Annotated in this window: 13 protein-coding genes; 6 read left to right on the top strand and 7 right to left on the bottom strand. The window is 68.0% G+C overall.

Annotated elements, in window-relative coordinates:
* Positions 1-29: 29 nt before the first annotated feature.
* From AB0J95_RS33325 to AB0J95_RS33315, 3 genes are read left to right on the top strand one after another with little or no spacing between them, the layout of a single operon-like run.
* Positions 30-1,007, top strand: coding sequence for an SCO2521 family protein (locus tag AB0J95_RS33325; protein WP_364766876.1), 978 nt, complete (start codon positions 30-32; stop codon positions 1,005-1,007).
* Positions 994-2,040: a DUF6879 family protein gene (locus tag AB0J95_RS33320; protein WP_364766874.1), complete on the top strand. Its 1,047-nt coding sequence runs from the start codon at positions 994-996 to the stop codon at positions 2,038-2,040. The genes AB0J95_RS33325 and AB0J95_RS33320 overlap by 14 nt, the downstream gene beginning before the upstream one ends.
* Entirely contained in the window at positions 2,037-2,519 is a 483-nt protein-coding gene (locus tag AB0J95_RS33315; RefSeq protein WP_364766871.1) for an N-acetyltransferase, read from the top strand. Before AB0J95_RS33320 ends, AB0J95_RS33315 begins: the two co-directional genes overlap by 4 nt.
* A 54-nt stretch (positions 2,520-2,573) precedes the next feature.
* Here AB0J95_RS33315 and AB0J95_RS33310 read toward each other — a convergent pair whose 3' ends face one another.
* Both AB0J95_RS33310 and AB0J95_RS33305 read right to left on the bottom strand, forming a co-directional pair.
* Entirely contained in the window at positions 2,574-6,137 is a 3,564-nt protein-coding gene (locus AB0J95_RS33310) for a discoidin domain-containing protein (RefSeq protein ID WP_364766868.1), read from the bottom strand.
* 358 nt (positions 6,138-6,495) lie between these two features.
* Positions 6,496-8,325 carry a glycoside hydrolase family 9 protein gene (locus AB0J95_RS33305; protein ID WP_364766865.1) on the bottom strand — a complete coding sequence of 610 codons (1,830 nt, stop codon included), beginning with the start codon at positions 8,323-8,325 and terminating at the stop codon, positions 6,496-6,498.
* A gap of 167 nt (positions 8,326-8,492) precedes the next feature.
* On the opposite strand from AB0J95_RS33305, the gene AB0J95_RS33300 reads away from it, so the two are divergent.
* Positions 8,493-8,963 carry a hypothetical protein gene (locus AB0J95_RS33300; protein ID WP_364766862.1) on the top strand — a complete coding sequence of 157 codons (471 nt, stop codon included), beginning with the start codon at positions 8,493-8,495 and terminating at the stop codon, positions 8,961-8,963.
* Here AB0J95_RS33300 and lexA read toward each other — a convergent pair.
* Positions 8,943-9,596, bottom strand: coding sequence for a transcriptional repressor LexA (gene lexA, locus AB0J95_RS33295; protein WP_364766859.1), 654 nt, complete (start codon positions 9,594-9,596; stop codon positions 8,943-8,945). The two genes, AB0J95_RS33300 and lexA, sit on opposite strands and share 21 nt — an antisense overlap.
* Before the next feature lie 211 nt (positions 9,597-9,807).
* Between lexA and AB0J95_RS33290 the strand changes: the two genes are divergently transcribed.
* Together AB0J95_RS33290 and AB0J95_RS33285 are read left to right on the top strand one after the other, a co-directional pair.
* Positions 9,808-10,746: an alpha/beta hydrolase gene (locus tag AB0J95_RS33290; RefSeq protein ID WP_364766856.1), complete on the top strand. Its 939-nt coding sequence runs from the start codon at positions 9,808-9,810 to the stop codon at positions 10,744-10,746.
* Between the two features lie 91 nt (positions 10,747-10,837).
* Entirely contained in the window at positions 10,838-12,403 is a 1,566-nt protein-coding gene (locus AB0J95_RS33285) for an AMP-binding protein (protein ID WP_364766853.1), read from the top strand.
* Here AB0J95_RS33285 and AB0J95_RS33280 read toward each other — a convergent pair.
* Genes AB0J95_RS33280 through AB0J95_RS33265 form a run of 4 tightly spaced genes read right to left on the bottom strand, consistent with a single transcriptional unit; the run spans position 12,400 to position 15,615 of the window.
* The gene (locus AB0J95_RS33280) at positions 12,400-13,203 is read right to left on the bottom strand and encodes an alpha/beta fold hydrolase (protein ID WP_364766850.1); all 804 of its coding nucleotides are present in this window, start codon (positions 13,201-13,203) and stop codon (positions 12,400-12,402) included. The two genes, AB0J95_RS33285 and AB0J95_RS33280, sit on opposite strands and share 4 nt — an antisense overlap.
* A 32-nt stretch (positions 13,204-13,235) precedes the next feature.
* Entirely contained in the window at positions 13,236-13,856 is a 621-nt protein-coding gene (locus tag AB0J95_RS33275; protein WP_364766847.1) for a TetR/AcrR family transcriptional regulator C-terminal domain-containing protein, read from the bottom strand.
* Positions 13,853-14,740, bottom strand: coding sequence for an alpha/beta hydrolase (locus tag AB0J95_RS33270; protein WP_364766844.1), 888 nt, complete (start codon positions 14,738-14,740; stop codon positions 13,853-13,855). The genes AB0J95_RS33275 and AB0J95_RS33270 overlap by 4 nt, the downstream gene beginning before the upstream one ends.
* Positions 14,741-14,760: 20 nt before the next feature.
* The gene (locus AB0J95_RS33265; RefSeq protein ID WP_364766842.1) at positions 14,761-15,615 is read right to left on the bottom strand and encodes a dihydrodipicolinate synthase family protein; all 855 of its coding nucleotides are present in this window, start codon (positions 15,613-15,615) and stop codon (positions 14,761-14,763) included.
* Between the last annotated feature and the right edge of the window lie 64 nt (positions 15,616-15,679).

The raw sequence follows: 15,679 nt of genomic DNA, 5'->3' as shown, positions 1-15,679 counted from the left end.
ACCGGCCATGGGCCGTACGGAGGGTGCAGATGCTCATATTGGGGGAAATACACACCTGTCTGCTGCGGAACTCTTCGCCGGTGCGCAAGACTGTCGTCGGTGAGTTGCTCGGGCTCATGCGGGGTGAACCGGTGCCGATGTCCGAACGCCCCATAGCGCACGCCGTTTCCCCCGATCTGATCAGGGGTGTGGATTGTTGGCTGCCGACCGGATCAGGCGCCAGAAGCAGAGGCGTCGGCACCATTGCCGCACATGCCGTCATCACCGCGGGCCGTGTGCTGCAGGGTTCGGCGGTGACCAGGGCCGTGCCGGCCTCATCGACGCACCGGCAGCCGTGGCCGCACTATCTGAGCCGGCCCGGCGTTGTTGAAATGATCGGAAAGGCAGCAGCCACGGATGTGGCCGATGGATTTGCCGCGCAATCGCGCGATCCCGCCGCACTCGATCTCGGCGGGATCTGTGAATGGATCATCGACAAGGTCCAGCTGAGCCCGAGGCTCGATCACCGCGCGCCTTTCACCTCCCGCCGGACAACCACGCGCTGGGTCGCGAACATCATCGACCAACCGGCCGAGGCAACCGTCCGGTTCACCGTCGAAGAAGACATATCAAGGTCAATTGTCCTGCACGTCACCGAAAAGGACATTCCCGCGGCGGTCCGTTTCTGTGAGGACCTCGCGCTGCACGACTGGGTGCTCACCACGGTGCTGCGGATCGTGGACCGCACCGACTTCGGGTCCCGCGACGGCAGGCAGGTCGTGACCAGCCTGCAGCCCGCGGTCGACCACCTGATGCACGTGTGGATGCCCGGCGCGCACGTGCCGGACTCGATGACGCCGCTCTGGCGCGAGCTGGAGCGGCGACCGGGATTCACCAGACAGTGGGACGCCACGGTGAACCGCGTCCGTGACCAGCTGTCGATGCGGACGCTGCGCGCGTTCCACGGCATCGACCTGGTGGCGAGCGGCCAGCCGCAACAGTTGGGAGGCATTGGTGCTCCACCATGACACCCGGGACACCCGCGACACCCGGGAAACCCGGGAGATCCGGCAGTCCGTGCTCCGCAAGATCGTCATCACCACGCTGGTCGGCGGGCTCACCTTCCCGGTGACCAACCTGCTGTTCGACTCGACCACGGCGCAGCTGATCGCCGCGTTCAGCGTGGGCGCGGTCATCCTGATAGTGCAGTTCCTGGCCGACTTCGAACGGCGGCTGGCGGCGGTCGAACTCAGCCAGCAGGACCAGACCACGGACATCCGGGTCGCGGTGGAAGAGGGGTTCGCCAAGGTCAGCACCGCCACCCAGCTGTTCGCCCGGCTGGAGGCGGCGGGCACCAAGACGACCGCGATCGACAGCCTGGTGACCCAGGCGGCGGCGATGGAACCGAACTCCTCCCCGCTGCTGCTGCGGTTCGTGCAGGCCGAGATGAACCGGATGACCGAGTTCCTGCACTCGCTGGCCGAACAGGAGGCCACCTACAACGGCGAGGACCGGGACTGGCTGCTCGGGCTGACCCGCAACACGACCGGCTCCATCGACGCCATCAGCACGTCCACTGTGGACGCCGGGCGCACCGAGTTCGAGCACGGCTTCTGGGGGTCCGACCTGGGACAGCGCTACCTGTCCGCGCAGCAGGAGGCGATCGGCCGGGGCGTGCGGGTGCGGCGGGTCTTCGTGGTCAAGGCGCCGGAGCACTTCGACGACCGCAGCCTGCTGTCGGTCTGCCGGTCACAGGAGTCCCTGGGCATCGAGGTACGCGTGCTCAACACCGCCGAGATGACCAGCGCGACCAAGAAACTGTTGCAGCTGCACGACTTCATCCTGTTCGACGGGGCGCTGAGCTACGAGGTCATCCCGTCAACGCCCTTCGACGACAGCTCCGAGCCGTCGATCCTGTACACCCGCCTCGTGCTGCGCCCCAAGGACCTCAAGGAGCGGACCGACCGGTTCCAGCGGTTCTGGTCGTGCGCCACCCCGTTGCCCGGTATGGACATCCCGGCCCAGGCCAGCCGGAACACGACGGCGGGCGGGCGGCGATGATCCCCGCCAGCCAGAGCGTCGACCAGGACGTGCGCATCCGGGCGGCCCGCACCGATGACCTGAACGCCTTGGTGGAACTGGACACCGCGGTGTTCGGGCGGCTCGCGTACCAGTATTTCGTGCTGCGGCAGCTGTTCGACCTGCACCGCGAGTGGTGGCTCGTCGCCGAGCATCCCGAAGGTCTGCGCGGCTACTCGCTCGGCGTGCCGACGTTCGACCGCAGACACGGGTGGCTGCTTGGACTCGGGGTCAGGCGTGAGTTCCAGCGGCGCGGCTATGGGCGTTCGCTGACGGTCCGCTCGATGCGGCTGCTCGCGGACGCCGGGGTCCGGGAGGTGTCGCTGACTGTCGAGCCTGCCAACCATCGCGCCATCGGCCTGTACAGCGAGCTCGGGTTCGAGCGCGAACGCCTGGCGCGCGACTACCTGGGCCCCGGCGAGCACCGGCTGATCATGACCGCGGCGCTGCGGGTGCCCTGAGTGTGGGAGCCTCGGTGCGGCGCAGGCGGAGGAGCGCCGCACCGAGGAGGTTCATCAGGTGAGTTTGGCCGGGGCGTTGTAGGCCTCGACGGCCAGGCGGGGGTTGCTGACCTGGCGTTGGGGGTTGATGGTGACGGTGCGGGTTTCGTCGGGCAGGAGCCAGAAGTAGTTGTCGCCGTAGAGGGTTGGCAGGACGCGGTCGGTGCCGTTGCGCTCCCGCAGGGACAGCCGGACCATGGCCGCGACGGACTTCCCGGTGTTGCGGATGGTGGCGGTGTAGGTGTTCCGGCCGGAAAGTGTTGCGGTCAGCTGGGTTTGGGCCAGCTGGTTGAGGGCGTGCATGGCGTTGTCCGTGCGGTAACGCCAGTAGGTGTTCTCGGAGATCACCGCACCCGCGCTGTCGGTCATGGTGAGGCGCAACAAGTGCAATGCGGGCAAGGTGTCGGCGAACGGTACGGTGAAGGCTGAGGTTGTCGACGAGGCAGCGACACTGAGCTGCTGTTTGGTCACGTCGCCGATCGGCTTACCGTCCAAACCGTACAGTTGCGCGGCGACGGTCACGCCGTTCATCGCGGCTGGAGTGTGGTTCACCGCGGTGACCTGCCAGGTGGACAACGAGGCCTGAACGTGCCGGGCCTCGCAACCCTTGCGGGAACCGTAGTAGCTCCCGTTGACGTCGAGGTCGTAGTCGTAGGTCTGCCACACCGTGCTGTGCCAGGCCGGGTGCGACATCCAGAGCAGCACGCCGGTGGCGTCGTTCCACAGCTTGGCGTTCCACGCCTCGAAGATCGCCCGCATGCTCTCGTAGTTGACGAACTGCGCCTTGCGGCAGAACTCGGCCAGGCTGGTGGACGGCGCCAGGCGGGCGTCGATCGCGGCCTGGTAGCCCTGCGGTGACTGGTTTCCGTTGGTGGACCAGTCGTGCATGAACCACGCGCCGCCGATCGGCCAGCCGGACTCGCCCGGGCCGACGAGATTGCGCATACTCTCCACAACGGACACGGTCGGCAGGCCGATCTCGCTCCAGAACCCGGCTTTCCCGCCGGTGGCCTCGCCGGTGAAGTACTGCCGCGGGTCCAGCCAGCGGTACGGGCCATCGCCGGTGATCACGCCACCCGCGGAGTTGCTCTGGTAGAGCATGTCGGTGTTGCCGTGGACGATGTCCCGCAGCGCCTGGTCGATCACCGTCGGCGGGTTGCCTTCGTTGCACCCGAACCAGACCGCGACCGACGGATGTGCCCGGTACCGCAGCACGGTGTCCTTGGCCTGCGCCAGGTAGATGTCGTGGTTGCCCGGGTCGGCCGACCAGCCGTCCCAGAACTCCGTCCACAACAGGATTCCATACTTGTCGCACGCGTCGAACAGCTCCGAGCGGTACGACGAGCCGACCCAGTTGCGGATCATGGTGAAGTTCATGTCGCGGTGCATGGCCACCACGTTGTCCGTGCGCGACGCGGGCATCCGGCGCAGCAGCTCGTCCCAGCCCCAGCTCCCGCCGCGGCAGAACACCTTGACACCGTTGACGATGAACGTCAGCGGCTTGGGCGAGTTGTCAACCGAGGCCACATCGGTCCAGGAGTTCCCGTCCTGCGAGACCTGGATCTTGAACGTCGCCGCGTAGGCCGTCTCCCACAACAACACCACGCGGTCGAACGACATCGCCGAGCCGAGGTCGACCTGGAGCCACTCGTTGTCCTGGTACTGCGAGGACCACCGGCTGTTGCGGTCACCGTCGAAGGCGCGCTCCGGCGGGTTGCCGTCGCCGACGGACGACGCGGAGCCGGTCTTGCCCTGCGCCAGGTCGGTTCCGGCGTTCGCACTGTCCACAACGGACATCGTCCACAGCGAGAAGCCCCAGCTGGTGGCCCGGCGGCCACCCTGCATCCGGACGTACTGAGCCTGCTGGCGCGGGAAGTCGACCGTCTGCTCGGCGTGCCCGTCGACGACCGTGATCGGCTGGTCGTACAGGTACTGGATCTGCCGGATGCCGAACTTCAGCGACTTGCGGTCGCTGACGTCCTTGCCGATGGCCGCGGTCAGGGTCAGGTCGTGCAGGTTCGGGTCACCGTACCCGTTGGGCCACCACAGCTTCGGGTTCTTCAGGTGCAGCTGTGGGAAGGCCGGGGGCGCGAAGACCACAATGGACTCTTGTCCGGCCGGAACGGTCACCGTGCTGGACAAGGTGAGGCCATCGAAGGCTGCGGTGACAGTGACCCGCTGAGCGGTCGGCGCGACGTTGCGCACCGGCACCGAGATCGTCACGTCGGCCTGCGAAGTGTCCGGCAGCTTGGGCAGAACGGTGTCCACCCGGGCGTCGCCGACGACGATCGCCCCGGTCGAGCGGAGCCGGACATGGTTCCAGATCCCGGAAGCACGGTCACGGACGGCGGGCATCCAGTCCCAGCCGGACACCGCCAGATAGGTCGGCGAGTTCTGGAACATCGTGCTGCCGGCGTCCACGAAGGCGTACCCGGCCGGGCCCTTGTCCCCCGGGCTGCCCGGGAACGGCATCGGCGAGATCTTCACCGCCAGCACCTGGTCGCCGGACCGGCGCAGCGCGGCGGTCACGTCGAGGGCACCGCGGCCGAACGGGTTCTTCAGGTTGCCGACCTGAGCGCCGTTCAGCCAGATGTCGGCCTCGTGGTTGATGCCGTCGAACTCCAGCCAGATGTGCCGCCCAGCGCCGGTGTTCAGCCCCGACGGCAACGAAAACGTGCGCCGGTACCACCACGGGTGCCGCGACAGCGCCTCGGGGATGTGCATGTTGTTCATGCCGTACACCGGGTCCGGTAACTGTCCCTGCTCCACCAGGGAACCGAGCACGGTGCCGGGAACCGTTGCGGGCAGCCAGTTCCGGGTGTCCACCGACGGGCCGGACAGCACCGCGCCGTCCGGGCTCGGCGCCCAGTCCTGCATCGTGAGCACCCAGCCCGACTCCAGCGGGACCGACCCGTCGGCAGCAACGGTCAGCGCGGGCGGCGTGACGTTGTTGCGCACCGGGAAGTTCGTCCAGCCGCGCACCGCGGGCCGGTTGTCCCGGCTCGACCCGTACACCTGGAACCCGTTGAGCCCCAGCGGGTTCGACGTCGACCGGCCGGACATGGACAACCGCATCCAGCGGGCCCGGGCGCTCGGCGTCAGCGCGATGTTCACCACGCCACCGGTTCCGGACGCGGTGCTGTAGACCGTCCGCCAGGTGGCGCCGTCGTCGGACACGTCCAGGTCGAACACCGACGGGTAGCTGGACTGGACCTCGAAGCCGGACGTGTGGCTGCGGGACCCGCCCGCGTCGAACGCGGGGTCGCCCGGCTTGGCGTCGAAGGTCAGCACGACCGAGGTGATGTCACAGCGGCCCTGCAGGTCGACCATGATCCACTGCGAGTCGCCCTGCGCCGCCCGCCAGCCGGACCCCTGGACACCGACCTGGGCCAGGCCGTCCACCGCGAACTCGGCGGGGGTCGCGGCGTAGTCGGTGGAGGACACCTTGACCGGCCGGAACAGCGCGAGGTCGGTGACCTGCCGCTCGGCCGGGCTCAGGTCCGGCGCCGCCGACGCGGTGCCCGGGATCATGGCGGACAGGCCGAACCCGGCCAGCAGACCGGTTCCGGTCGTCAACACCCGACGTCTCGAGACACCGTTGCTCGGGTCCTGCGCCATTGCGTGCTCCGATCTTCACGTGACACACGACCCGGGGCCCTGCGTCCACACCGACGGCTGACAACGTTGCCAGGAAGCTTCTGCGCCAGCCAGCCGCACGTCAAGACTTCAAATAAGACAAAAATCGAACAGGATGACATCGATGTCGACAGCCGGTGGCACGATCTCGCCAGGCAAGGCCGCACTTGCTCGTTTCAGTCGTGTCCCACGTTCACCGCCGCCGTGTCCCACATTCGAGCACCCCGAGTTCTCCCCTCAGTGTGGATTTCGGGGTCGGCGAACGTGGGACACGGGGGCGGTGAACGTGGGACACGCGGGGCTAGGCGGTGACCGCGTAGAGGTACCAGGTCGCGTGCGGGAGCCACTGCTCGAGCCAGCGCCAGTCGGTGTTCGGGCCGGTCGAGGCCTGGCCCGGGTCCCAGTGCAGGCCGCGGCCGTCATCGCCCTTGCCGGTGATGCCGTTGATGATCCCGCCCGCCGACCGCAGCCAGCGCCAGGAGCCGGCCGGATCCGCAGGGTCGTACTCCAGGTAGAGCGGGACCGTGCGGCCCGGGCCCTCCATCATGCAGGTGCCGAACGGGTTGACGCCGAGGATCCAGTTCAGCTGGTCCTGCGCATAACCGGTCAACCGGGCCACGAACGCCTTGTCCTGGGCGAAAACTCGTGCCGCGTGCCGGGCGGCCGACGCCAGCGACGCGATCCGGGCGTTCTCGCCCTGCCACCAATTGAAGTCGCCGGGCTTGGAGATGTCGTGCGGCATGAAGAACCCGCTGAACCGGCTGCCGCTGCGGAGCTGGATCAGCTGGCGGGCGTAGCCGAACGGATTGGGCACCTCGCTCGTGATGGCCAGCTCGAACTCCAACGACCGCCGGACCGCGGCGAGCACAGCGGTCTTGTCTGTCGCGATGTCCAGATAGGCCAACAGGCTGACGATCGGCAGGCCCGCGTCGGACGGGTGGAAATACGGCCGGTCGGCGTCGTCGGCCCGCCAGTAGTCGCGGTATTTCTGCCAGGTGGTGAGCCGGGCCAGCAGACTCGCGGCGCGCTTGTCCGCGGCTTGTTGGTAGCGCGGGTCTTTGGTGGCCTTGGCGAGTTCGACCGCTGCCAGCAGGGCGTTGTAGTCGTCCTGGATGTTCTCCTTCTTGTCGTTGGTGAGTTCGACGTTGTGCGCTTGCAGGTAGGCGTACGCATCCTGCGCGGCGGCGAGGTAGTCGGCCTTGCCGTACTCGCCGCTGACCGGATACGTGCTCGCACGGGCGAGCGCGGCGATGGCCAGTCCCCCGCCCTCCCGGAAGTTCACCTGGTTCGTGCTGAGCTTGCGCTGGGTGGGATCGATGCTGAGGTCGTCCGCCTCGGGCTGGTGGACCGAGCCGTAGAAGGACTTCTCCTGAACATGCATGCGCACCAGGAAGTCCGCGCCGAACAGGCCCTCGTCCAGCAGCCAGGACATCGCGGCGACATAGTTGGAGTTCTTGCGCTGCACCAGGTTGTCGTGCGCGGCGAACAGAACCCAGGCGGTCAGCGGGATCGACAGCGTGTTGAAGTAGGACAGCTGCGACAACTGGGTGAAGTGCTTGCCCCAGTCGGCGGCCGCGTCGTACCAGCCGCCGTGCGCGTCCCAGGTCTTGCCGGTCGTGCCGATCGCGAGCTTGCGGTCGGCCTTGTCGTACTGGCCGTCCGACCGGGAGTCCTTGAAGAAGTGGACCACCTGGCCGAGCGTCATGTGCTCCAGGACGTCCTGCTCGATCCGGAACGGCCAGGACCTGACGTTGCCGAAGGCCACTGTGTACTCGCCCGGTGTGGACAGTGCGCTGAAATCGGCCACCGCGAAGTTGCCCGGACCAGCCGGAAACCTGTCGTGCTGCCAGTCCTCGACCTGGATCGCCGGCTTGGTCACGCCCCGGAACACCGCCGCACCGCCCGCGTTCACCACCGTGAACGGCAACGGCGTGCGGGTCCAGTCCTGCGTGGCGATGATCGCCCGCTTCGGCCCGTTCACGTCGTAGCCGACGTTGTTCACGTAGATCTCGCCCTGGCGGGCCGGATCCGCGCCCGCCGTCCCCGGCAATGCCACCGCGCCCGCGATCCCCGCCGAGCCGACCAGGAAACCCCTGCGTGCCAAGGCACGCTCCGGCCGGTCTTGAGTCATCTGCCGCTCCTCCCGCGAAAGTTCAGGCATTCCATGGACTCGCAGGGCAAGCCAGTCACAGTCACCCTACCGACGGTGACAATGCCTTCCCGGTGTGCGGGACATTTCTCCGGTACGTCCGGAGAATCCCTTGTGCAGCAAGAGAAAACGCGCGCTAAGGTGACGGCATGGGGGATCTTGTGGCGTTCAATGCCGTCCTGATTGCCGGGATCACCGCGTTCGTCGTGGTGCGTCAGTTCACCGTTCGCGAGGTGAACTCCCGGATGTACATCTGGATCGCGCTGCTCATCGTGCGCGGGGTGGTGCCGCCGGGGCCGGCCCGCATGACCGTCGCGGGCATCGCGTTCCTGGTGGCGGCGCTGGTGATCTCGGTGGTGTTCGGGGTGTTGCGCGGGACCACCATGCCGATGTGGCGAGGCGAGGCGGGCAAGGTGCTGCGCCGGGGCGGCCGGGTGACGCTCGTGCTCTGGCTGGCGACCATCCTGGTCCGGCTGGCCCTGGGCGGATGGGCACAGGTCCAGTTCGGCGAACCGTTCAATGTGGACGCTCTGTGGCTGGGCATCGGCGTCACCCTGGCCGTTCAGCAGTTCGTGATGACCCGGCGCGCGGGCCGGCTGTCACATGCTGCGCAGGACTGACACCACGACGCCGAGCACCACCGCGTTGTCGCCGTCGATGACCTCGTACGCGGGGTTGCGCGGCTCCAGGTAGACGTGCCCGTCGCGCCGCCGGTAGACCTTGACCGTGGCCTCCTCGTCGATCATCGCGGCGACGATCTGGCCGGAGTGCGCCTCCTGCTGCTGCTTGACCACCACGATGTCGCCGTCGCAGATCGCGGCGTCGATCATCGAGTCACCGCGCACGCGCAGGCCGAACACGTTGCCCCGGCCGGTCAGGCCGCGCGGCAGCGTGAGGATGTCGTCGACGTGCTGCTCGGCCGCGATCGGCACACCCGCGGCGATGTCGCCGACGACCGGCACGCTCACCGAGTCCTCCGGCTCACGCGCCTGCGGCTCAGCCAGGAACCCGCGGACGTCGATCGGCCGGGTCACCGCCGGGCCGCGCCGCAGGAACCCCTTCTCCTCCAGGCTCGCCAGGTGCTTGGACACCGTGGACGACGACCGCAGCCCCACCGCCTCGCCGATCTCCCGGGAGCTCGGCGAATACCCGTGCCGGACCACCCAATCCCGGATCACCACCAGGATCTGCTGCTGCCGCTCCGGCAGCCCCGCCCCATCCAGATCATCGAAAACCTCATCAAACCCCGTCACCCCCCGAATCCTAGAGATTCGCGGCTGATACCCGATCGGGGGATCCGGTTACGTGTATTCCGGCGGACGCTAGACGATTGATCGAACACCCCGCTAGCTGGGAATACGTGGTTCTTCTGGCGCGTAGGACCATTCGTGGAGTTCGCATTGGGAGGTTACCGTGTCCCGAATTATCGCCTTGGTTTTGCTGGCGACTTTCTGTCTGTCCCCGATGACGGCTTCGGCGGCCGAAGCGCCGTGCCAGACCGTCGAAGTCCCGGTGTCCACCGCGACCGTGCAAGGCGTCATCCACGGCACGCTGTGCACGCCGCCGGGCGCGACCAAGGTGATGGTCCTGATCCCGGGCGCCACTTACAACTCGACGTACTGGGACTTCCCGTACCAGCCCGACACGTACTCGTTCACGCTCGCCATGAACCGGGCCGGCTACGCCACGTTCGACCTGGACATCCTCGGCACCGGCGCGAGCAGCAAGCACCCCAGCGTCCTGCTGACCTCGTTCGTCCAGGCTGACGCCATCCACCAGGTGATCCAGCACCTGCGGGGCTCGTTCGGCAAGGTCATCCTGGGCGGGCACTCGCTCGGGTCAGCGATGGCCGTGCTCGAAGCCGCCACGTATCACGACATCGACGCCCTGCTGGTGACCGGCGAGGCGCACCGGGTGAACGCGGTCAACACCGTCCGGCTGTTCAGTACGGACCTGTCCCCCGCGCCGCTTGACCCGGTCCTCGCCGGCCGCGGCTACGACCTCACCCAGCTCACCACCACCGTCGGTCAGCGCTACGACGCGTTCCACCGGCCGGGCACCGTCGACCCCGCGGTGATCGCGCTGGACGAGCAGACCAAGGACGCATTCGCGCTGGCCGCCGCACCCGACGCGATCGGGGTCGCGATCCTGACCACGTATTCGAACAGCATCAACGTCCCGGTCATGATCGCGATCGGGGAGCGCGACCCGTACTGGTGCAGCCTCGTGCTGACGTTCTGCACCGAGTCGGGCATCCGCCACGACGAACAGCCGTACTACCAGTCCGCACCCAGACTGGACACCTATGTCCTGCCGACGTCCGGCCACGACATCAACCTCCACCCCCGCGCGCCCGAACTCCACGCCGCTGTCACCACCTGGGCGGACACCGTCGTGCCGTAGCCGAAAGCCCAGCGTGCGGGCCTCCTTGACATGCCCTCGATGTAGAGAGAGCATGACGATCGTCACAAGAGTGACATGGAGGTGGGTGCGCATGGGGCACTCGGGACATCAGGACGGGTTCTGCCGGGCGAACCTCCCGGCGACGGAGTTATGGCCGGAGTTCCGGTTCGATCTGCCGGAGCTGGCGTATCCGGAACGGCTGAACTGCGCGGCGGCGTTGCTGGATCCGGTCGACCCGGACCGGCCGTGCCTGCGGACCGACACCGAGACGTGGACGTACGGGGACCTGCAGCGGCGCAGCAGCCAGATCGCGCACGTGCTCACCGAGGACTACGGGTTGGTGTCCGGCAACCGGGTTCTGTTGCGCGGGCCCAACAATCCGTGGCTGGTGGCGGCCTGGTTCGGGGTGGTGAAGGCGGGCGGGGTCGTGGTGACGACGATGCCGTTGCTGCGCGCGGGCGAGGTCGCGACCATCACCGAGATCACCCAGCCGATGCTGGTGATCTGCGATGCCCGGTTCACCGAAGACCTTCCGGACAACGACCTGCCGGTACTGACCTACCCGGAGGCGCTGGAAGCACACAGCAGCACCAAAAGCGAGACGTTCGCGCCCGCGGACACCGCTGCGGACGATGTCGTCCTGCTTGCCACGACATCGGGAACCACCGGCCGTCCTAAAGCGACAATGCACTTCCACCGGGACGTCCTGGCCATCGCCGACACGTTCGGCAAGCACGTCCTCAAGCCCACCACCGACGACGTCTTCACCGGCACGCCGCCGATCGGGTTCACGTTCGGCCTCGGCGGCCTGGTGATCTTCCCGTTGCGTGCGGGCGCCTCAACCCTGTTGACAGAACGAGCAACTCCCGCGGAACTCGCCGACGCGATCGCCCGCCATCAAGTGTCCGTCCTGTTCACCGCACCCACCGCGTACAAGGCGATGCTTGCCAGCACTGGGAAACTCGGCAGCCTCCGGCGTTGTGTGTCGGCGGGAGAACACCTTGCCCAGCCGGTGTGGGCGGAGTTCCAGCACCGCACCGGTATCCGGATCATCGACGGCATCGGCGCCACCGAGATGCTGCACATCTTCATCTCCGCGGCCGACGACGACATCCGCCCCGGGTCCACCGGCAAGGCCGTGCCCGGCTACCAGGCGGCGATCCTCGACAACGACGGAAACCCGGTCGAGGACGGCGTTGCAGGGCGGCTGGCGGTGAAAGGCCCGACGGGGTGCCGGTATCTGGGCGACCCGCGTCAGCAGACCCAGGTACAGAACGGCTGGAACCTCACCGGCGACACGTTCATCCGGGACGCCGACGGCTACTTCTGGTACCAGGGCCGGACCGACGACATGATCATCTCGTCTGGTTACAACATAGCCGCCCCGGAGGTCGAGGAGGCGCTCGCCGGGCACCCGGACGTGGCCGAGGCGGCGGTGGTCGGCGTGCCCGACCCGGACCGGGGCATGATCGTGAAGGCGTTCGTGGTGCTCAACCCGGACGTCCCGGCCGGACAGTCCACAGTGGCCGGTCTGCAGGACTACGTCAAACAGGCCATCGCCCCGTACAAGTACCCGCGCGCGGTCGAGTTCCTGACCGCGTTGCCCAAGACCAGCACCGGAAAGGTCCAGCGCCACCGCCTGCGCACCTTGGGCTAGCCGAGAAACTCGTCGATCAGCTCGTTGACCCGGTCAGGGGCCTCCAGGGCGGCCAGGTGTGCAGTGTTGGGCAGGACCACGAACCGGGCGCCGGGGATCGCGTCGGCCATCCGCCGGGTCTCGTCAACCGGGAAGGTCGCGTCCTCCTCCCCGGCCACCACGAGGACCGGCGCGGTGATCCCGGCGAGCAGTTCGTGCTGGTCAGGGCGCCGCGGGACGACGCTGGTGACCGCCCACCCGGCCGACCGGACGTCCGCCGCGCGGATCTGCCGCTCGATCCGGGCCATCACCTCGGGCTTGGAACGGCGGGCAGTCGGGCCAACGAAAGCATCCAGCGACGGCTTGACCAGTGGACCGCGGATCCCGCCGAGCCAGCCGGCGACGGTCCGCAGCAGCCCGTACTCGACCCGCTGGCGGAACCCGGCCGCGGATGCGGTGCAGTTCATCAGCACGGCCGACGCCACCCGATCGGGATACCGAGCGGCGAACGTGCCGCCGATCATCCCGCCCCACGAGTTCCCGACAAGGTGGACGGTCTCCACCTCGAGCGTGTCCAAGATCTGCACGACACACTGGGCACACTCGTCGAACGTGAACAGCCGGCCCAACGGTTCGCTGGCGCCGTGGCCGGGCGGGTCGACCAGGAGCACCCGATGGGACTCGGCGAAGTGATCCGCCTGGGCCGTCCACATCGAACCGTCCATCAACAGGCTGGGCCAGAACAGCATCGCGGGCCCCTGCCCGCCGGACCGCACCCGCAACCGCCCGAGCACGGTGGGGACGTCCTTGTCTACCAGCATAAGGACACCGAACCCCACCGCGGCCCGGTTGTCTACTCCGAACCGAGGCGGGCGAAGCTGTCGAGCATCGCGGCCAGGCCGAGCTCGAAGTGGTCGTCGACGCTCGTCGAGTCCGCCGCCTCGGCCAGCACGGTGTACGTTTCCGACTCCGGCGCTGGCTTGCGGCTGCGGCGTTCCCCGAGCTGCACCACGGTCAGCGACAAGGCATGCCCGATGATGAACTCCCGCAGGCAGCGCATGATCCGCAACGCGACCGCAGGCGCGAACCCGGCGGCGGTCATCAGCTCGATCATGCGGGTGCCGGTGTCGATCGCCGCCGCCGACCGGACCGGCCGGGTGGCGAAGATCGTGACCGCGTGCGGGTGCGCGAGCAGCGTGTCCCGCAGCCGGTGCGCGTACTGCTCGGCGAGTACACGCCAAGATCCTTGCCACGGCAGCGTTTCGGTGTCCAGCTCGCGGAACAGCGTCTCGGCGATGCCGTCGAACAGCGCCTCCTGGTCGGCGAAGTACCGGTAGACCGCCATCGGGTCGAAGCCCAGCTCGGCGCCGAGCTTGCGCATCGAGAACTTCTCCCGGCCGATGGTGTCGACCAGCTCCAGGGCGGTGGCCGCGATGTACTCACGGGTCAGCGTCGGCCGGGTGGGTTGTTTCACAGGTGGTCCAGGATCTCGGTCAGGCGTAGGGCGAACCCCTCCGGGTGCAGCTGGAACTCCGTGTGCCCACCCGGGAAGTCCACGCAGGGCAGGCCCAGTCTGGCAGCCAGCACGAACGCCGGCCGATAGTAGGGCCGCCCAACGCTCTGTTCACCGACCGCGAGCCGCCACGGCACCCGGACTTCCCGCAGGCGCTCGATGTCGGGTTCGTACAAGGAGAACTCGGGCAGTTCACGGCGGAACAGGATCTCCGCGTTGCCGGCCAGCCGGGACATTCCGGCGGGCGCGCGTCCGGTGATCCGTTGCCGTACAGCGCTTGTCGTCAACGCGGCCTTGAGCATCGCCGCGAACGCGATCCGGCCGGCGCGGGTCTCGAAGACCTTGGGCGGGTTGGACATGGTCATCGCACCGAACGCGACGAACCCGCGCAACGGCCCCTCGTTGTCCGCGATCTTGCGCAGTTCGGTGAACCGCCGCTGCTCCGGGCTGCCGGGCATCAGCTGCACCAGCGGCGGCTCGTGCACCACCGCGCCCAACAGCCGATCCTCGTGCCGGGCAAGCACTTCGAGCGTGATGATCGCGCCGCCGCTGTTGCCGAACACGTACGCCTTGTCGATGCTGTAGTGGTCGAGGATCGCCGCCACATCGTCCGCCTGCTCGGGGAGCCCGATCGGTGTGGCCGCGTCGTCGAGTTTGCTGCGGGAGTTCCCGCGCCGGTCGTACGTGATCACGGTGTACCGCTTTGCCAGCAGCGGCACGACATCCGCGTACATCTCCGCATCGCCACCCCCGCCCGAGATGAGCACGAGCGCCGGTCCGGTCCCGGTCTTCTCCGTGTGCAGCCCCACGCCCGCGGCGCGGACCAGCTGACCCCCAGTCGTCATGTCTACACTGTAGCCAGAATCTACATCGTAGACAACATGCTCTGAACTGCCGCTTCACTCGCGGGCAGGAGCGGCAGGCGGACCTGTGCGGTCGGGATCCGGCCGAGTGCGTGCAAGGCGCCCTTGATCACCGTCGGGTTGGGTTCGACGAACGCAGCGCCTGCCAGGCGCGCGAGTTCATGGCCGAGTGTCCGGGCATGCATGACGTCTCCCCGCTGCCACGCGGTCCAGAGCCCGGCGAACCGCCGCGTGACCAGGTGCGCCGACGCGGTGATGCCGCCCTGCGCACCCAACGCCAGCAGCGCTGACAGGAGGAAGTCGTCACCCGCGAGGACGGCGAAATCAGGCACGCCGAGCAGGTCGATCGCCTGCTGATCAAGGACCCCAGTCGCCAGCTTGATGCCGACCACATAGGGCAGAACGGCGATCTCCAGCAGGGCGGCCGAGCTGAGCGGCTGTGCCGTCCTGGGCGGAACGTGGTAGATCAGCACCGGAACCGGGCTGTTCAAGTGCCGGAAATGTGCCACCACACCGCGTTCACCAGGTCGGGTGTACGACGGCACCGGCACCAGCGCAGCGCTGACGTTGGGCCCCAGCTCCGCGAGCGCGGCCCGCGTCGCCTGGGTGTCGTTGCTGCCCGCGCCGACCACCAGCGGGACCTCCCGCTCCTGGCAGACCTTGGCGCACAGATCGACCACCTGCCGACGCTCGGCGGCGTCGAGGGTCGCGGCCTCGGCGGTCGTGCCCAGGGCCACGATCCCCGCGGCGCCGTCGTCGATGACCTGGTGGGCGAGGTCGTGAAGTGCGTCGATGGCAATGGATCCGTCGGCGGCGAACGGGGTGACCAGCGGGACGAAGATCCCTTCGAGCTTCATGCCGACGAGCATGACCTGGCTTCGCTGTGAAGGTCCATTTCGCTTTCGCACCCCAACGCTTAAG

It is taken from the genome of Actinocrispum sp. NPDC049592 (genome assembly GCF_040675465.1).
Taxonomy (GTDB): Bacteria; Actinomycetota; Actinomycetes; order Mycobacteriales; family Pseudonocardiaceae; genus Kibdelosporangium.
This window is presented reverse-complemented; position numbering and strand designations above follow the sequence as displayed.